We start from the raw sequence: 18,395 nt of genomic DNA, 5'->3' as shown, positions 1-18,395 counted from the left end.
GCAGTCGTACATGGGTACGGCGAGCATCGCAAGGTCAACTTCGAGCCGCGCAGTAGGATCGTGAGCCGGTTCTCAAATGCCCAGTTCCTTGCGCACTTCTTGCCAATTGCTGCGCACCATCAGCTTGCCGGTGGTTTGCGTATCGGCCGGCGGTTGCTTGCCCGTCTTGATCCAGTCGACGAGGTTTGCAGCGCTGTCCTTGCCGTGGTTGGTCGAACTGACGGCAATCGTGCCGAAGAAGCCCGTCTGCTCCTTCTTCTGGAATTCGGCAAACGCCTCGCCGGCACCGTTGATGCCGACGCCGATCACATCGGCTGCCGGGATGTGCAGTTGCTCGGTGGCGCGCACGCCGCCCAGCACGCTCTCTTCATTGAGCGCGAAGATCACCCACTTCTTGATGTTGGCATGCTGCGCCAGCACCGGTGATGCCGCATTGAAGCCGCCTGCGTCGTCGGTCGTCTTTTGCGGCGCGTCGAAGATGTTCTCTTCTTGAAGCCGCCGGCCAGCAGCGTCTGCGTGGCGCCGTCGGTGCGCAGCTTGGCCGTCGGCAGTTCGTAGTTGGTGATGCGCAGCGCCCCCACTTCCTCGGGCTTCCAGCCGCGGCGCTTCATCTCGTCGGAGATGGCCTGGCCGACCTGGTTGCCGATCTTGAAGGCCGACATGCCCAAGTGCGGCACGTTGGCCAGCGGCTTGCCGGACGAGTCGACGAGCTGATCGTCCACCGTGACGAACTTCATGTTGTAGTGCTTGGCGCGTGCGGAGATGGCCGGCCCGAGGCGCACGTCCGGTGCGCAGATGACGAAGCCCTTGGCACCTTGCGCGCCCAGGTTGTCGATGGCGGCCAGCACCTTTTCACCATCGGGCGTACCGATGTTCACCACCGAAAAACCGTTCTTCTTGCCAAGTTCGGTGGCGGCTTTCTGCTCGTTGATGAACCACGCCTGCTCCGGCATCTTGACCAGGAAGCCGATCTTGAGCGGCTCGTCGGCGTGGGCGGGCAGGCTGGCGGCCAGCGGCGCCAGGCAAAGGGTGGCTGCCAGGGCGGACAGGGTCAGCCGGCGAAGTTTGCGTTGCATGGTTGTCTCCTCGTTGGAATGGCTCTTATGGCACTACGTAAGTCGGCCGTGCATCACGGCACGAACGGATCGATCAGATGGCGCCGACCGAGCAGCATGGCATCGGCGACATGCTGAAGCGGGCGGACATCCACATCGCTTTCACCACTGGCGATCAGTTCGAGAAAGCGTGTGTACAGGCTCGGGTATTCGCGTTCAGGGCCGACGTCGATCTCAGCGCCGTCGATGGTCAATTGCTTGCCGCCTTGGGCGAGCCGCAGCGTGCCGTCGCGCGTGGTCACGTCGATCTGCCATAGCTCGCCCGCGTCATGGCGCCAGTCGAATTCCGCCGCGATGGCCGTGCCGCGTTCATCGGTGAATGCGAGGTGGGCTGCAATCGGCGTCTGCTGATTGGCGGGCACCCACAGGTCGGCGGACGTCAGAAAGAACGCATGAGGCAGTACGCGGGTCAGGATCGACAGCGCGTTGATGCCCGGGTCGAACACGCCCAGGCCGCCGGGTTCCCAGATCCATGCCTGGTTCGGGTGCCAGCGGCGCACGTCTTCTTTCCATTGCACGTCGACCGAGACGATGGCGCGGCTTGCCAGCCACTCCCGAGCGGCCTCGACACCGGGCGCGTGGCGTGAATGCCAGGAGGCGAACAAGGTGCGGCGGTTCTGCCGCGCCAGATCAGCGAGGATCGCCACTTCCGACACGCTGGCGCCCGGGGCTTCTCCAGCATGACGTGCTTGCCGGCGGCGAGAGCCGCCCGGGCCTGGGCAAACCGCACCTGAGGCGGCGTGCACAGCGACACTGCCTGCAGCGCGCGTTCGTCTGCCAGCATGGCGTCGAGCGTCGTGTAATGCGGCAGGCCCTCAACGCGCGAATGCGGGCTGGCGCAGGCCGCAAGCGTAAAGCCCGGCTGCGCGGCAAGCGCAGGCAGATGCTGGTCACGCGCGATTTTGCCAACGCCGACGATGCCGATCGAAACAGGGGTGGAGTTGCCGTGCATGGTTATCGGCCCCAGCGCAAGACCAGCGGGTCGAGCCGCCGGGCAATGTCGATCAGGCCCCGGCGCGTGTCCGGGTGCATTGCGGGCAGCGGATGGCGCGATGCCTCGCAGGCAATCACGCCGCCTTCCTTCATCAGCGCCTTTGCGGCCAGGATGCCGGCCTGCCGGTTCTCGTGATTGATGAGCGGCAGCCAGCGTTGATACAGATCGAACGCCAGATCGTGCTGCCCTTGGGCATGCGCCTCGATGATCGGCCGGATGCCGTCGGGATACGCGCCGCCGGTCATGCTGCCCGTGGCGCCGGCATCGAGATCGGCCAGCAGCGTGATGGCCTCTTCGCCGTCCCAGGGGCCTTCGATGGCGTCGCCGCCGAGGCGGATCAGCTCGCGCAGCTTGGCCGCCGCCCCGGGCGTTTCGATCTTGAAGTAGGCGACCTGCTCGATCTCGCGGGCCACGCGCGCGAGGAATGCCGCAGACAGCACAGTGCCGCTGGCCGGCGCATCCTGAATCATGATCGGAATGCCGACGGCATCCGACACGCGCGCAAAGAATTCGTAGATCTGCGTTTCCGGCACGCGGAAGGTGGCGCCGTGGTAGGGCGGCATCACCATCAGCATGGCGGCGCCCATGTCCTGCGCGCGACGGCTGCGTTGTGCGCAGACCTGCGTGCTGTAGTGCGACGTGGTGACGATCACCGGTACGCGGCCCGCCACGTGTTCCAGCGCGGTGCGGGTGAGGACTTCGCGTTCGTCGTCCGACAACGAGAACTGCTCGGAGAAATTGGCGAGGATGCACAGGCCATCGGAGCCGGCGTCGATCATGAAATCGATGGCCCGCTTCTGGCTGGCAAGGTCGAGTTCGCCAGTTTCCGTGAACGTGGTGGGCACCACCGGAAAGATGCCTTGGTAGCGCGGTTTGCTGTTGCGGGTCATGAAATCGTGAAGTCGGGAATGGGTGTCAGGAGAGGTGCTGGCGTGCGCCCAGCACGGCGCGAACGATGAACGTCATCACCACGGCAAATGCCAGCGCGGCGGCAAGGAAGTACAGACCGGCAGACAGGCTGCCTGTGGCGTTCTTGAGGATGCCCATGCCATAGGGGCCGAGGTAACCGCCCAGGTTGGACAGCGAGTTGATGGTTGCAATGCCCACGGCGGCGCTCGTGCCGGTCAGGAAGTGTCCGGGCAGCGTCCACAGCACGGCCTGGATTGCATAGGCGGAAAACGCGAACAGGCAGAGGCACGCCAGTTGCAGCGCGGGCGTTTGAACCCATGCGCTGGCCGCCATGCCGAGCGCGGCCAGCGCCGACAGAATGGCGATGTGCCAGTAGCGCTCGCCCGTGCGGTCCGAATGGCGCGGCACTAGGTACAAGCCCAGCACGGCAAACAGATAGGGCACAGCCGACAGCAAACCGGTGGCGGCATCGCTCACGCCAAACTGCTTGATGATCGTCGGCAGCCACAGCGAGAGGCCGTAGATGCTCAGCGGAAACGGTAGAAACAGCAGCGCCAGCATCAGCACCCGCACATCCTTGAGCGCCTTGAGCGGGCTACCGTGCGATTTCAGCGCATAGGCGGCCTGGTCTGCGGCCAGCTCACGTTCGATCCACGCGCGGTCTGCAGCGGGCAGCCAGCGCGCATGCGCGGGGATTCCGGCAGGATACGCAGCGTCGGCACACACAGCAGCGTGGCCGGCAGGCCGCTGACCACGAACAGCATCTGCCAGCTCGACATGCCGAAGAGCCCCGGCACCGACAGCAGCCACCCCGCCAACGGCCCGGTGATGATGAGCGCGACGGGCTGCGCCAGCACCAGCAAGCCGACGATGCGCGCACGGTGGCGCATCGGAAACCACTTGGTCAGGAAATACAGAATGCCGGGGTACAGGCCGGCCTCGGCCGCACCGAGCAGGAAGCGCAGCACATAGAAACTGACCGGGCCGCTGACCAGCGCCATGGCCATGGTGATGACGCCCCACGTGAACAGAATGCGCGCAAACCAGCGGCGTGCGCCAAAGCGTTCGAGTGCCAGGTTGCTCGGCACCTCGCATAGGAAATAGCCGATGAAGAACAGGCCCGCCCCCAGACCGTAGGCAGCGTCACCGATGCCCACTGCCGCGTTCATGTGCAGCTTGGCGAAGCCGACTACGGAGCGATCGATATACGCCACCACGTAGATCAGCGCGAGGAACGGCATCAGCTTGCGCGTGAGCATGCGGATGATGCGCTGCTCCTCCGATGCATCGGCCGAAGTCGGAGCGGCGCCTGCGGTTTGGGAGATGTCCATCGGTCTTTCCTCGGCTCAGTGCGAGTGGCGCGGCACGGCGGCGCCACGGCAGCCGACCAAGAAATCAAGGTCGCAGCCTTCGTCGGCTTGCAGCACGTGATTGACGTACAGGCGCTGGTAGCCGCCGTCTTCACCATGGGAGCGAGGTGCCTGATAGGCCGCCATGCGGCGCGCCAGTTCGGCGTCGTCGATATCAAGGTGCAGCGTGCCGGCCTCGCAGTCGAGTTCGATCCAGTCGCCGTCCTGCACCGCGGCCAGCGGCCCGCCAGCGGCAGCCTCGGGCGCGACGTGCAGCACGACCGTTCCGTAGGCGGTGCCGCTCATGCGCGCGTCGGAAATGCGGACCATGTCCTTCACACCCTGGCGCAGCAGCTTGGGCGGCAGGCCCATGTTGCCGACCTCGGCCATGCCCGGATAGCCCTTCGGCCCGCAGTTCTTCATCACCAGCACGGAGCTGGCATCCACCTCCAAGGTCTCGTCGACGATGCGTTCCTTGTAGTGTTCGAGGTTCTCGAACACGACCGCACGGCCGCGATGCCGCAGCAATTCCGGACTCGCCGCCGACGGCTTGAGCACCGCACCGCGCGGCGCGAGATTGCCGCGCAGCACGCGAATGCCGCCATCGTCGATCAGCGGATTTGTGAGCGGCCGGATGACTTCGTCGTCGGTGATGGGCGCGTTTTTGACGTTCTCCCACAGCGTCTTGCCGTTGACGGTCAGCGCATCGGGGTGCGGCAGCAGGTTTGCCTCACCCAGGCGGCGCAGCACGGCGGGCAGGCCGCCGGCGTAATAGAACTCCTCCATCAGGAAGCGCCCCGAGGGCATCAGGTCGACGATGGTCGGGGTGTCCCGGCCGATGCGCGACCAGTCTTCCAGCTCAAGCGGCACGCCGATGCGCCCGGCAATCGCCTTGAGGTGGATCACCGCGTTGGTGGAGCCGCCAATGGCCGCGTTGACGCGGATGGCGTTCTCGAATGCGGCGCGCGTGAGGATCTTGGACAGCGTCAGCCCCTGCAGCGCCATCTCGACGATGCGGATGCCTGACATGTGCGCAAGCACGTAGCGCCGCGCATCCACTGCGGGAATGGCTGCGTTGTGCGGCAGCGATGTGCCGAGCGCTTCGGCCATGCAGGCCATGGTGGACGCCGTGCCCATCGTGTTGCACGTGCCGGCCGAGCGCGACATCCCCGCCTCGGCGGACAGGAAGTGATGCAGGTCGATCTCGCCCGCCTTGAGCGATTCGTGCAGCTGCCACACCGCCGTGCCCGAGCCGATGTTCTTGCCGTCGAGCTTGCCGTTGAGCATCGGCCCGCCCGTCACGACGATGGCCGGCACGTCGCAGCTGGCCGCGCCCATCAGCAGGGCGGGCGTGGTCTTGTCGCAGCCGGTGAGCAGCACCACCGCGTCGATCGGGTTGCCGCGAATCGCCTCTTCCACATCCATGGCGGCGAGGTTGCGCGTGAGCATGGCGGTCGGGCGCAGGTTCGATTCGCCGTTGGAGAACACCGGAAACTCCACCGGAAAGCCGCCCGCCTCGTAAATGCCGCGCTTGACGTGTTCGGCGAGCTTGCGGAAATGCGCGTTGCACGGCGTCAGTTCCGACCAGGTATTGCAGATGCCGATGATCGGGCGTCCGTCGAATTCGTGGTCGGGGATGCCCTGGTTCTTCATCCAGCTTCGATACATGAAGCCGTTCTTATCGGCGGTGCCGAACCATTCGGCCGAGCGCAGCTTGGGTTTCGATTCCGACATGGGTGCGTGTGTCACGGACGTGCTTGTCGATGCGCGCGTGCATCGATCGGCTGCGCGGCACTTGCGGGCCGCGCGGCACGTCCGTTGTCTCCGGTGTGGTTGTGGTTTTTTGATCGGACCGAGTGTACGGAGCGCCCTGATATCCTTCCAATGAAATATTGGCCGTGACCGATATCCGATTTGATATCTCGAGGAAGACCCGATGTCGAACAGCCCCTGGTATGTCCGTGCGCGCCTGAAGACGCGACAACTGCTGCTGCTGATCGCCCTGGCCGAGGAGGGCAACATTCACCGGGCGGCCGCTGCGCTCAACATGACGCAGCCGCCGCCTCGCTGCTGCGCGAGCTGGAGGCCATGCTGGATGTGCAACTGTTCGAGCGCATGCCGCGCGGCATGCGGCCCACGCGCTATGGCGATGCGCTGATCCGGCACGCGCGCGCCGTCGTCGGCAGCCTGGACCAGGCGCAAGAGGAAGTGCTCGGGCAAGGCCGGCCACCTGGGGCATGTGGCGGTGGGCACCATCACCTCGCCGGGCGTGCGGCTGTTGCCGCCGGTGGTGGCGCAGATCACGCGCGAGCATCCGGGGCTGCGGGTGTCGCTTGAAATCGAAAGCAGCAACGTGCTGCTCGAACGCCTTGCGCAGGACAAGCTCGACTTAGTGGTCGGCAGGCTGTTTGCCGAGCACGACAAACTGCACCTACGCTACGAGCCGCTGGCCGACGAGCCGGTGGTGGCGGTGGCGCGGCCGGGGCATCCGCTGTTGGCAGAACCGTCGCTGACCTGGCCGATGTGCAGCCCGCCACCTGGGTGGTGCCGCCCATCGGCAGCGTGCTGCGTCACCGGTTCGATTTGATGTTCCAGCGGGAGAGCCTGACAGCGCCGTCCAGCGTGGTCGAAACCTCCGCGCTGCTCTTCCTGACGCGCATCCTGGAGCAGAGCGACATGTTGGCTGTGATCGGCACCGATGTCGCGCAGTACTACGCGTCGTATCGGATGCTGGCGATTCTTCCGCTGGCCATGCCGTGCCAGATGGACGATTTCGGCATCATCACGCGTACGGACCGGTTGTTGTCTCCGGCGGCGCTGCATGTGGTGCAGGCGCTGCGCGACGCGGCCCGAACGGCCTACGGCGCGGCGTGATTGCCGAGTCAAAAAAAGCCCGCATTGCGGGCTTTTTTACTGTGCCGAGATGACGCTCAGGCTGCCGGCACCGCACCCTGCGGCGTGAGGTGATTGACGGCCTCAGGCAGGCCCTCGGCGAGCTGGTTCGCGAGGTCGCCTTCGTTGACGCCGAAGTGGGCGGCCAGTTTCGAGACTTCCTCCAGCGCGCCCGTACCGCTCAGTGCCTGGGTAATCTGCTCGCCCGACACCGGCAGGTTCTGGCCATTGCCGATCCACGATTTGACCTCTTCGCCCAGACCCGCTTGCTCCAGGATCTGTTGCAGCGGCCCGAGGCCACCGACCGCGGCCTGATCCGCGTTGCCATTGCCGCCGCCCAGCAGCCCGCCGAGCAGGCCGCCAAGGCCACCGGCCCCACCAGCACCGCCGAGCAGACTGCCCAGCGCGCCGGCACCGCCTGCCGCACCAAGCAAGCCACCCAGCGAGCCGAACAGGCCGCCGCCCTGATCTTCCTGCCCCTGCGGTGCTGCCGAATCGCCCGCGCCTTGCGATTTGTGCTTCATTGCCAGGTAGGCCAGCACGCCCACGGCCAGCAGCACCTTCTTGTTGCCTAGCAAGGACGATTGCGCGCCGCTGGCGTCATTGCCGCCGCCGAGAATCGAATCGAGTAGACCCATGATGAAGCTCCTTTGGTCAATGGCGGGCAGGGGGATAAGGCCCGCCGGTGGGATCAAACGGTCAGTGTTTCGTCGCCAGAACTTAGAACTCGCCGAGCACGGCGTGCAGCGCGGAGACGGCCGCGAGCGCCGCCGATTCCGTTCTCAGAATACGTCGCCCGAGTGTCAGCGGTAAGAAACCGGCAGCCTCGGCAAGCGCTTCTTCGTCGGGGGAGAGGCCACCTTCGGGGCCGATCAGCAAGACGATGCCGTTGCCTTCGATGTGCGTGCACGACTGCACCGCCCACTGCGTGAGCGATTGCGTGCCGCGCGGTGACAGCAACACGCGCGGCGCGTCGGTCGACTTGGCGGCGGCGAGCCATTCGCGCAGCGTGGCGACCGGCGCGACCACCGGCACGCGGGCGCGGCCGCATTGCTCGCAGGCGGCTTGCACGAGTGCCTGCCAGTGCTGCACGCGCTTGGCGGCGCGCTCGCCGGAGAGTCGCACCACGCCGCGTTCGGTCTGCAGCGGCGCGACGGCATTGACGCCCAGTTCGACGGCCTTTTCGATGAGCCAATCCATCTTGTCGCCGCCGGCAATGCCCTGCGCAAGCGTGATGGCGTAGCGCGCTTCGGTGTCAGGCTGCGTGGCGTCGGCAAGGCTGGCAGTGGCATCGCGCTTGTTGATGGCGTCGAGCCGCGCGCGGAATTCGTGGCCGGAGCCATCGAACAGGCAGACGTCATCGCCAGCGGCCAGGCGCAGTACGTGGATGTGGCGCGTGACGGACTCGTCCAGCGTGACGGTGGTGTTGGGGGCGAGCGGCGTATCGACGAAAACGGGAAGCCCCATTACTGCAATCCTTGTTGTGAATCGGTCAGGCGATCCGGCGATGAGCGATCAGGCTGCGGCAGGGCGGCAGGCAAGGCCCCAGCGGTAGCCATCGGGATCGCGTACGGCGGCGTAGCGCTCGCCCCAGAAGGCATCGTGCGGCGCCATGATCGACGCGGCACCCTGGTCGAGCGCGTGCTGGTACACGGTGTCGACGTCGTCGCAATACAGATGGAAACTCTGCGGGCATTCAAAGCCGGCGCCCGCGGGGGCTTTGGCGGTGGAGCCGAAGGCGCCTTCGGGCGCAAACATCAGCATGAGCTGGCCCTGGTACGTCATCTCGACGTGGATCGGGCGGCCATGGTCGTGCACCTCATCCTGCACACCAAACCGAACGCGTTGCGATAGAAGGCGATGGCGGCCGAGGCGTCGCGCACGGTCAGGTACGGGACGAGCCACGGCGTGTTGGCGGGGCGGGGGAAGCTCATGGCGGGCTCCTTCTTCGGCGCGATGCAAACAGGGACGAGTAGTGTAGAGCGCCGGCCCCACCACAATCAAGAAATCAAAACACCTCGCCCGCCGCCGACTGGTTGCGCGGCCGCCCGCCGCTGCGCGCCACTTCATCGACGAGCCATTGGCGGAACAGCGCAAAACCTGCGTGCTCGGCCGCCTGGTGCGGGTGGATCAGGTAGTACGACAGGCGCAGCGACGCCTCAGTCGCCAGCGGCCGCATCAGGCGCCCGGCGGCGATGTCGTATTCGACGAGGATGCCCTGGCCGAGCGCCACGCCTTGGCCGTCAATGGCGGCCTGCAGGGCCATCAGCGCCTCGGAAAACGCGGGCCCGCGCGTGGCGTCGATGTGCGCGACGCCGACTTCGTCGAGCCATTGCCGCCACGTCGGATGGTGCGCGAGATGGCGTCCGCCGCGCTCGTGCAGCAGCGTTTGGGTGGCCAGGTCCTGCGGCATCCGTATCGCGGCCTGCAGCGTGGCGTTGCATACCGGAAAGAAGTCGGTGGAGGTGAACCACTCGACGCGCAGGTTGGGTGCATTGACTTGCCGGTCGTCGATGCACAGATCGAACTGGCCGTGGTCCTGCACGTCGGCGGTCGACACCTCGACGCGCACGTGCGGGTGCTGGTTGAAGAAGCGGTACAGCCGCGGCACCAGCCACTTGGCGCCGAAGGTTGGCGGCACGGCCACGCGCAGGGGCGCGTCGGCGGTGTCCATCAATAGGTCGGTGGCCTGTTCGAGCGCGCGCAGCGCATCGCGCACGCGGGGCAGGTAGTTCTCGCCGGCGTCTGTGAGCGTGAGCTGGTTGTTGCGGCGCGCGAAGAGCTTTTTGCCCAGATGATCTTCGAGCTGCTTGATCTGGTGGCTGACGGCGGCATTGGTCACGCAAAGCTCGTCCGCGGCTCGGCTGAAACTCAGGTGACGGCCCGCGACTTCAAAGACGCGCAATGCGTTAAGGGGAGGGAGGCGCCGTGGCATGCGTTCTCGTTAAGAAAAATTTAACGTCTCGCGAAGAATTTGTAGTTTGCCACGTTAAGGCGGCCCCGACTACAAATGCGCCTGGGGACGGTGACGATGCCTGGTGTGTGCCTCCAGCGATCTCAAACCACGTGACGCACCGGACCCCGCCTACAAAAACATTTCAGGAGACGTCATGAATCGAACCACCGCTGTTCGCGGGATGTCGGCGTGCGCGCTTGGGCTCACCTTCGCGCTCGCCGGCTGGACCGCTCCCGCCCTCGCACAAACCAACGTCACGCTGTACGGCCGCGTCGCCAGCGGCATCGACTACCAGAACAACGTCGCCCCCACCGCGACCTCGCCCGGCGGCAGCCTCGGCGCGCCGCCGACAACCAGTGGGGGACCAGCATGTTCGGGTTCATGGGCAAGGAGGATCTCGGCGGTGGTCTGCAGGCCGTGTTCCGGCTTGAATCCGGCTTCGGTGCAGCCCAGGGCAAAACCAACGGCGATGCGCTCTTCAACCGCCGTTCGTACGTCGGCCTGTCCAGCCCGACCTGGGGCACGTTGACGGCCGGCAAGAACCTCTTCATCAGCAACGACGTCTGGTTCCTCGACCCGACCGGCCAGCAGTTCATCGGCTCGGCCACGCTCGTGCGCGGGCGCAACTGGCCGGGCGCGAACAACATCGTCGAATATCAAAGCCCGACCTGGGGCGGCTTCCAGATCGGCCTGCAGACCGGCCTGGGCGAGCAGCCTGGCTCGTTCACGAACAGCCGCCGCGATGGCGTGTCCGCCGTCTACACGGCCGGCCCGCTGGAAGTGCGCGCGATCTACGACGTGATCCGCGACGGCAACGGCAAGTTCAGCGACATCTTCAACTTCTCGAAGGAAGCGACGATCGGCGGCACGTACACGATCGGCAAGGCCAAGCTGTTTGCGGCGTATGAAAACCTGTCGGCGCCGGATGCCGCAGCGGGCGCGCCGACCAAGGCGAACCACTACTGGCTGGGCATCAACTATGAAGTCACGCCGGCGCTGACGCTGATCGGCGCGGCCTACCGCGTCAACGTGAACCACGGCGGCGGCAACGCCAACCTGTTCATGGCCGGCGCGAACTACAACCTGTCCAAGCGCACGATGCTGTACGCGAGCGTGGGCACGGTACAGAACAGTTCCACCGCCAACTTCTCGGTGGAAGCGACCAACAACAACCCGGCCCCGGGCAAGAACCAGCTGGGTGCCTATACGGGTATCGTTCACTCGTTCTAAAACCGCTCATGATCCCGCTGTGCGCCCCGAACTTCACTGCGCGCGCCGCTGTCTTCAGCGATGGCGGCGCTTTCCGGGTCAACCTCGGGCCGCTTGCTGCGGGATCATGAAACGGTTTTTCGCCTTGGGCCCCGTCCCACGTCACACCAAGCAATGCCACGCATGAACATCCTCACCATCGATACCGGTACCACCAACACACGCGTTACGGTCTGGCGCGATGACGTTGCGCTTTGCCAGGCTGCGCGCCAGGTTGGCGTGCGCGACACCGCCATCACCGGCAACCGGACGACGCTGCAGCGCGGCGTGCAAGACACGATTGAAGCTGCGCTGCAGAAGGCCGGGTTCGGCATGAGCCAGGTCGACTTGGTGCTGGCGTCCGGCATGATCACCTCCAACGTCGGCCTGCACGAAGTCCCGCACCTGATGGCGCCGGCCGGCCTGCGCGACCTGGCGGCCGGGATGGTGCAGGCAAGCATCCCCGAGGTGTGCGCCCAGCCGATCTGGTTCGTGCCGGGCGTGCGCAATCCGGTGGACAACCTCGGCCTGCACAACATCGAGTCGATGGACATGATGCGCGGCGAAGAGGTCGAGACCATGGGTCTGGTCTCGCGTCTGGGCATCACGGAACCGGCGGTGATCGTGCTGCCGGGGTCGCACTCGAAGTTCGTGCACCTGGACGCCGACCAGCGCATCACCGGCTGTGTGACGACGCTGGCCGGCGAGCTGCTCCACGTGATCACGCACAACACCATCCTGGCCGATGCGCTCGACTCCGACTTTGCCACCGAGGTCGATCCGGAAATGTTGCTCTCCGGCGCGCGCAGCGCCAGCAGCATCGGGCTGGGGCGTGCCTGCTTCATGGTGCGCACGCTGGGCCAGTTCACGATCTACGAGCGCAATGCGCGGGCCAACTTCCTGCTGGGCGCGGTGCTGGGCGCGGATCTGCGCACGCTCAAGAACAGCAGCGCGATCCGCATGAATCCGGGCACGCAGTTCGTCATCACGGGCAAGCCGCTGCTGCGCGAAGCGCTGGCCGTGCTGGTGTCGGACGACGATTTCTTCTCGGGCAAGGTCACCGTCACCAGCAGTGAACAGCAGGAACACCTGGCCGGCAGCGGCGCGATCGCCATCGCACGCGAGCGCGGCCTGGTCAAAACCTTGAAGGTGGCGTGAGCCCGGCGCGCACGCCATCCCTTTCATCCAACGCAGAACAGATGCCGCAATGACGGCATCGCAAGGAGACAACATGCAACAACAACGACGCGGGACATTCAAGGCCATTGCGGCCGCCACGCTGTTTGCCATGGCCGGCGGCCTTCGGTGTTTGCCCATGCAGCCGATGACGTGAAGATCGGCTTCCTGGTCAAGCAGCCCGAAGAGCCGTGGTTCCAGGACGAATGGAAGTTCGCAGACCAGGCCGCCAAGGAGAAAGGCTTCAAGCTGGTGAAGATCGGCGTGCCGAGCGGCGGCGAAGTGCTGACCGCCATCGACAACCTGGGCGCGCAGCACGCGCAGGGTTTCGTGATCTGCGTGCCCGACGTGAAGCTAGGACCGGCGGTCGTCGCCAAGGCCAAGCAGAACAACCTCAAGCTGATGACGGTGGATGACCGGTTGGTCGACGGCGCAGGCAAGCCGATCGAAGCCGTGCCGCACATGGGCATCTCGGCCACGAAGATCGGCGAACAGGTGGGCGATGCCATCGCGCAGGAGATGAAGAAGCGCGGCTGGAACCTGTCGGAAGTCGGTGCTATCCGTATCGCCTATGACCAGCTGCCGACCGCCAAGGAACGTACCGACGGCGCCGTCGCCGCGCTCACCAAGGCGGGCTTCCCGGCCGCCAACGTGCTGACCAGCCCGCAGGCCAAGACGGATACCGAAGCGGCCTTCAACGCCGCCAACATCACGCTGACCAAGAACCCGAAGTTCAAGCACTGGATTGCCTTCGGCCTGAATGACGAAGCCGTGCTGGGCGCCGTGCGTGCGGCGGAAGGCCACGGCGTGAAGCCGGCCGACATCATCGGGGTGGGCATCGGCGGCAGCCAGTCGGCACTCAACGAGTTCGCCAAGCCCGAGAAGACCGGCTTCTTCGGTACCGTGCTGATCAGCCCGAAGCGTCACGGCTACGAAACCTCGGTCAACATGTACGAGTGGATCAAGAACAACAAGGCGCCGGACCCGCTCATCCTGACCAGCGGCCGCCTGATGACGCGCGACAACGAAAAGGCCGTCCGCCAAGAGATGGGTCTGTGATCTTGCGGATGACGTTGTTGAAGGAGACTTGCCATGTCGGCGTTTCTTGAGTTTCGTGGCATCAGCAAGGTGTTCCCGGTGTGCGGGCGCTGTCCGATGTGTCGTTCGGCATCGAATGCGGTCGCGTGCACGGCTTGCTGGGCGAGAACGGCGCGGGCAAGTCGACGCTGTTGAAGATCCTGGGCGGCGACTATCAGCCCGACGGTGGTCAGATCGTCGTCGAGGAAAGCCGACGGCGTTCCCGACCACCGGGCAGCGCTGGATGCCGGCATTGCCGTCATCCATCAGGAGCTGCAGACGGTGCCCGAGCTGACGGTGATGGACAACCTGCTGCTCGGCCACCTGCCGGCCAGCGGCGGGTTCATCCGTCAGCGCGAGGCGATGGCGTGGACGCGCGAGCAGCTCGGCCGCATCGGCGTCGACCTGGACCCGCGCGCCAAGCTGAAGCACCTGTCGATCGGCCAGCGCCAGATGGTCGAGATCTGCAAGGCGATCCTGCGCGATGCGCGCGTGATTGCGCTGGACGAGCCGACGAGTTCGCTGTCGATCCGCGAGACCGACATCCTGTTCCGCCTCGTGAAAAGACCTGCGCGCGCAGGGCCGTGCGCTGATCTACATCTCGCACCGGCTCGATGAGATTTTCGAGCTGTGCGATGGCTGCACGATCTTCCGCGACGGCCGCAAGGTGGCGGATTCCCGTCGATGGCCAACGTCACGCGCGACGAGCTGGTGGCGCAGATGGTCGGCCGCCAGATCGACGACATCTTCGATTACCGCGCGCGGCCGCTGGGCGAGGTGCGCTTGCAGGTGGATGGCCTGATGGGCCCGAAGCTGGCTGAGCCGGCGAGCCTGTCTGTACGCCGCGGCGAGATTGTCGGCTTGTTCGGGCTGGTGGGCGCAGGGCGCTCGGAACTGGCCCGATTGATCTACGGGGCCGATCGCAAGACGGCGGGCAGCATCACGCTCGACGGCGCGCCGATCCGCATCCGGGATGTGGCCGATGCCATTCGCCAAGGCATCGTGCTGTGTCCGGAAGACCGCAAGGAAGAGGGCATCATCGGCTGCCGCTCGGTGTCGGAAAACATCAACATCAGCTGCCGGCGCAACCAGCGCCGCTTCGGCCTGTTCGTCAATGACCGGCAGGAAGCGAAGACGGCCGATCACTACATCACACGCCTGCGCATCAAGACGCCCAACCGCGAGCAGCCGATCCGCCTGCTGTCGGGCGGCAATCAGCAGAAGGCGATTCTGGCGCGCTGGCTGGCCGAAGACGACATGCGCGTGCTGATCATTGACGAGCCCACGCGCGGCATCGACGTTGGTGCCAAGAACGAGATCTACCAGGTGCTGTACGAACTGGCTGAACGCGGCGTGGCCGTGCTGATGATCTCCAGCGAATTGCCGGAAATCCTCGGTGTTGCCGACCGCGTGCTCGTGATGAGCGAAGGCCGCATCGCCGGCGAATTGCCGCGCGAACAGGCCAACGAGCAGGCCGTGCTCAAGCTCGCGCTGCGGCCAGAGTCCGCGCCGCTGCCGTCCGCACCTTTGCCGCCGCTGGCGGCATGAGAACCACGGAGTCCAAGATGTCCCAGTCTCAACCCCTGCAACATTCCGATGCGCTCGCCGCATCGGCGCTCTGCCATGAACAAGACGCGCCTGCTTCGCCTGCTGGACGATTTCAGCCTCCCGCTGATCTTCGCCATCCTCTTTGCCGCGCTGTCGTTCTCGGTCGAGTATTTCTTCTCGTGGCAGAACATGGTCGGCCTTGCACTGTCCGTCTCGCAGATCGGCATGGTTGCCTGCACGATGATGTTCTGTCTGGCGTCACGTGATTTCGATCTGTCGATCGGCTCCACGGTGGCGTTTGCCGGCGTGCTCTGCGCCATGATCATCAACGCCACCGGCAGCATCGCACTCGGCATTGGCGCGAGCCTGGTGGCGGGCGCGATTATCGGCGGCATCAATGGTTTCGTGATCGCCAAGCTGAAGATCAATGCGCTGATCACGACGCTGGCCACGATGGAAATCGTGCGCGGCCTCGCTTTCATCGCCTCGCATGGGCAGGCGGTGGGCGTGTCCGACATGGATTTCTTCGACCTCGGCAACACGATCTTTTTCGGTGTGCCGACGCCGGTGTGGGTGGCGGCGCTGTGCTTTGTCGTGTTTGGCGTGCTGCTCAACAAGACGATCTACGGCCGCAATACGCTGGCGATTGGCGGCAATCCGGAAGCGGCCCGGCTGGCCGGCGTGAACGTCAACATGACGCGCATCGTGATCTTCCTGATCCAGGGTGTGATTGCCGCGCTGGCCGGCGTGATCCTGGCGGCGCGCATCACCAGCGGCCAGCCGAATGCGGCGCAAGGCTTTGAGCTGAACGTGATTTCGGCCTGCGTGCTGGGCGGCGTGTCGCTCCTGGGCGGCCGCGCGACCATCAGCGGGGTGCTGGTCGGCGTGCTGATCATGGGCACCGTGCAGAACGCGATGAACCTGCTGAACATCGACGCGTTCTATCAGTACCTCGTGCGCGGCGCGATTCTGCTGGCGGCGGTGCTGGTCGACCAGTTGAAGAACCGCGACGGCCGTGAGTGAGGCGGTGCAGATGACAACCGCAACCACGCTGTCCGATCTGCGTTGCACGCTTGGCGAAGGCATCGTCTGGGACGACGCCCTGCGTGTGCTGTGGTGGACCGACATCCAGGAATCGCTGCTGTGGCAGCACGATCCGGCGACGGGGCAGGAGCGTCAATGGCCGCTGCCGCAACGCGTGGGCTCTTTCGTGCTGACGGACGAGCCCGGCGTGCTGATCCTCGGCGCGAAGAACATCGCCCGCTTCGACACGCGCACCGGCGCGCTCACGCTGCTGGTCGACGTCGAATCCGACAACCCGACCACGCGCGTCAATGACGGCCGCGCAGACCGCTCCGGCAACTACGTCTTCGGCACCCTGCACGAAGGCGGCCCGGAACCCACCGGCAGCTTCTATCGCTTTACGCCGATGGGCACGTTGCAACGCTTGGCGCTGCCGCACATCGCGATTGCCAACAGCATCGCCTTCAGCCCCGACGGCAAGACCATGTATTGGTGCGATACCAACAGCCGGCGCATCCACGCGTGCGACTACGACGGTCAGACGGGCGCAGTCGCCAATATTCGTGTCTGCCGACCTCGTGACCAAGAAGCCGATGGGCGCGCACAAGGGCTCGCCCGATGGCTCGACCGTCGACGCAGACGGCTGCCTGTGGAACGCCGAGGGGCGGCAACCGCCTGACGCGCTACGCACCGGATGGCCGTGTGCTGGCGCGCGTGTCCGTGCCGGCATCGCAGCCCACATGCCCGGCATTTGGCGGCGAGGCGCTCGACACGCTGTATCTGACGACGGCGCGCGACGGTTTGTCGGCGCGCCGCCTGGCAGAAGACGTGAATGGCGCGACGTTGCAGCTGGCCGTGCCGGACATGCGCGGATTGCCGGAGGGCCGGTTCGGCCATGCCTACGTTGCAGCGAAAACGGCACGCTACGCGCCGGTATTGCCCGAAGCCGGTGGCGGCTTGTTGCGTTTCGATCTGCTGCGTGACGGCGATGTCGCGCCGATCTTTCGGCCGGCGGTAGCAGAAGCGGCGCTGCATGATCCGAGAGCGCTCGCCTGTTTTCCGCTCGTGCCGTGGTCCAACCGCATCGGCGGTGGGTGCTTCCAGTTCGAGGGCGGACCATCGAAGTGCCGGGCACGCGTGACGACGAAGCGTATCCGCTGCACGGCCACGGCTGGCTGATGCCGTGGGAGGTGGTCTCACAAACAGACACGTCAGTCGAACTCGCCGCAACGGTCGACCACGGCCGCCTTCCGCTACCTGACGACGCAGCGCTACACGCTCGCGGGCAACACGCTGGAAATCTCGCTCACGGTACGCAACGAAGGCGCGCCGCTGCCGTTCGGCGTGGGCGTGCATCCGTTCTTTCCGCGCCCGCCCGATGTTCGGTTGCTCGCCAGCGCAACGGCTATGTGGGAATCCGCATCGGACCATCTGCCGACGGTCTTGCAGACACCACATGCCGATGCAGACTTTCGCAAGCTCCGAAACCTGGAAGCCAACGCCGCCATCAATCACAGCTTCGAAGGCTGGGATGGCCGCGCCGAGATCGTCTGGCCCAGCCGTCGCCTGTCCGTGCAGATCACGGCAGACACGGCGCGCTATGTGCTGTACACCCCAGCCGGGTACGACTTCTTCTGCTTCGAGCCGGTCGACCACGCCATCAACGCGCACAACCTGCCGGGCCTGCCGCAAGACCACGGGCTGACCGTTCTCGGCGCCGGCCAGAGCCTGCAGCGCAGCTATCAATTCACCGTGAATCGAACTGACGCATGACTGTTTCTCCGATGTCTTTCCCGCCGCGTCTTGCCGGCAAGGTCGCCTTGGTGACAGGCGCCACGCAAGGCATTGGCGGTGCGATTGCCAAGTTGTTCGCGCAGCATGGCGCGCGCGTGATCGTCAACGCGCTGGTGCGTGACGCGCGCGCCGAAGCCTTTGCCGCCGAAATGGCGACAGCGTTGGCAACGACAACATCCTCCTCGTGCAAGCCGACGTGCGCGACCGCGCGCAGATCGACGCGATGGTCGCTGTCGGCGTCGAGCGCTTTGGCGGGATCGACGTGCTGGTCAACAACGCCGGCATCAACGTGTTTTCCGATCCGCTCGAGTTGA

General features: G+C 65.6%; 8 protein-coding genes and 10 pseudogenes. 9 read left to right on the top strand and 9 right to left on the bottom strand.

Annotation, left to right across the window (positions count from 1 at the left end; translation table 11 throughout):
• Positions 1-72 precede the first annotated feature (72 nt).
• From OWR21_RS07180 to OWR21_RS07160, 5 genes and pseudogenes are all read right to left on the bottom strand, one after another.
• A pseudogene (locus tag OWR21_RS07180) lies at positions 73-953 on the bottom strand (substrate-binding domain-containing protein).
• 176 nt (positions 954-1,129) lie between these two features.
• Positions 1,130-2,067 (bottom strand): annotated as a pseudogene (locus OWR21_RS07175) (Gfo/Idh/MocA family protein).
• 2 nt (positions 2,068-2,069) lie between these two features.
• A complete protein-coding gene (locus OWR21_RS07170) occupies positions 2,070-2,999 on the bottom strand; it encodes a dihydrodipicolinate synthase family protein (protein WP_332394883.1) in 930 nt (309 codons plus the stop codon).
• Positions 3,000-3,024: 25 nt separating this feature from the next.
• Positions 3,025-4,349: pseudogene (locus OWR21_RS07165) on the bottom strand (MFS transporter).
• 15 nt (positions 4,350-4,364) lie between these two features.
• Entirely contained in the window at positions 4,365-6,101 is a 1,737-nt protein-coding gene (locus OWR21_RS07160) for an IlvD/Edd family dehydratase (RefSeq protein WP_332394882.1), read from the bottom strand.
• 202 nt (positions 6,102-6,303) lie between these two features.
• Here OWR21_RS07160 and OWR21_RS07155 point away from each other — a divergent pair.
• Positions 6,304-7,241 (top strand): annotated as a pseudogene (locus tag OWR21_RS07155) (LysR family transcriptional regulator).
• A gap of 56 nt (positions 7,242-7,297) precedes the next feature.
• Here OWR21_RS07155 and OWR21_RS07150 read toward each other — a convergent pair.
• From OWR21_RS07150 to gcvA, 4 genes and pseudogenes are all read right to left on the bottom strand, one after another.
• Positions 7,298-7,897 (bottom strand): YidB family protein, encoded by a 600-nt coding sequence (locus OWR21_RS07150; RefSeq protein ID WP_332394881.1) that lies wholly within the window; start codon positions 7,895-7,897, stop codon positions 7,298-7,300.
• A gap of 82 nt (positions 7,898-7,979) precedes the next feature.
• Positions 7,980-8,726 (bottom strand): 16S rRNA (uracil(1498)-N(3))-methyltransferase, encoded by a 747-nt coding sequence (locus OWR21_RS07145; protein ID WP_332394880.1) that lies wholly within the window; start codon positions 8,724-8,726, stop codon positions 7,980-7,982.
• A gap of 48 nt (positions 8,727-8,774) precedes the next feature.
• A pseudogene (locus tag OWR21_RS07140) lies at positions 8,775-9,193 on the bottom strand (VOC family protein).
• Between the two features lie 74 nt (positions 9,194-9,267).
• Positions 9,268-10,194, bottom strand: a complete 927-nt coding sequence (gene gcvA, locus OWR21_RS07135; protein WP_027680389.1) for a transcriptional regulator GcvA — start codon at positions 10,192-10,194, stop codon at positions 9,268-9,270.
• Positions 10,195-10,369: 175 nt separating this feature from the next.
• Between gcvA and OWR21_RS07130 the strand changes: the two are divergent.
• From OWR21_RS07130 to OWR21_RS07095, 8 genes and pseudogenes are all read left to right on the top strand, one after another.
• Positions 10,370-11,445 (top strand): annotated as a pseudogene (locus tag OWR21_RS07130) (porin).
• A gap of 162 nt (positions 11,446-11,607) precedes the next feature.
• On the top strand, positions 11,608-12,621 hold the full coding sequence (locus tag OWR21_RS07125; RefSeq protein ID WP_332394879.1) for a 2-dehydro-3-deoxygalactonokinase: 1,014 nt from the start codon (positions 11,608-11,610) through the stop codon (positions 12,619-12,621).
• A gap of 73 nt (positions 12,622-12,694) precedes the next feature.
• A pseudogene (locus OWR21_RS07120) lies at positions 12,695-13,698 on the top strand (arabinose ABC transporter substrate-binding protein).
• Positions 13,699-13,731: 33 nt separating this feature from the next.
• Positions 13,732-15,264 (top strand): annotated as a pseudogene (gene araG / locus OWR21_RS07115) (L-arabinose ABC transporter ATP-binding protein AraG).
• A 75-nt stretch (positions 15,265-15,339) separates the two neighbouring features.
• On the top strand, positions 15,340-16,287 hold the full coding sequence (araH, locus tag OWR21_RS07110; RefSeq protein WP_332394877.1) for an L-arabinose ABC transporter permease AraH: 948 nt from the start codon (positions 15,340-15,342) through the stop codon (positions 16,285-16,287).
• A 10-nt stretch (positions 16,288-16,297) separates the two neighbouring features.
• Positions 16,298-17,199, top strand: a pseudogene (locus OWR21_RS07105) (SMP-30/gluconolactonase/LRE family protein); the annotation flags it as partial.
• A gap of 345 nt (positions 17,200-17,544) precedes the next feature.
• On the top strand, positions 17,545-18,060 hold the full coding sequence (locus OWR21_RS07100) for an aldose epimerase family protein (RefSeq protein ID WP_332394907.1): 516 nt from the start codon (positions 17,545-17,547) through the stop codon (positions 18,058-18,060).
• Positions 18,057-18,395: pseudogene (locus OWR21_RS07095) on the top strand (SDR family NAD(P)-dependent oxidoreductase); the annotation flags it as partial. The gene OWR21_RS07100 and the pseudogene OWR21_RS07095, both read left to right, overlap by 4 nt.

It is taken from the genome of Ralstonia sp. 1B3 (genome assembly GCF_036631435.1).
This window is presented reverse-complemented; position numbering and strand designations above follow the sequence as displayed.

Coding starts and splice junctions, on each gene's coding strand:
- OWR21_RS07170 (WP_332394883.1), bottom strand. CDS start 2,999: ATGACCCGCAACAGCAAACCGCGCTACCAAGGCATCTTTCCGGTGGTG.
- OWR21_RS07160 (WP_332394882.1), bottom strand. CDS start 6,101: ATGTCGGAATCGAAACCCAAGCTGCGCTCGGCCGAATGGTTCGGCACC.
- OWR21_RS07150 (WP_332394881.1), bottom strand. CDS start 7,897: ATGGGTCTACTCGATTCGATTCTCGGCGGCGGCAATGACGCCAGCGGC.
- OWR21_RS07145 (WP_332394880.1), bottom strand. CDS start 8,726: ATGGGGCTTCCCGTTTTCGTCGATACGCCGCTCGCCCCCAACACCACC.
- gcvA (WP_027680389.1), bottom strand. CDS start 10,194: ATGCCACGGCGCCTCCCTCCCCTTAACGCATTGCGCGTCTTTGAAGTC.
- OWR21_RS07125 (WP_332394879.1), top strand. CDS start 11,608: ATGAACATCCTCACCATCGATACCGGTACCACCAACACACGCGTTACG.
- araH (WP_332394877.1), top strand. CDS start 15,340: ATGAACAAGACGCGCCTGCTTCGCCTGCTGGACGATTTCAGCCTCCCG.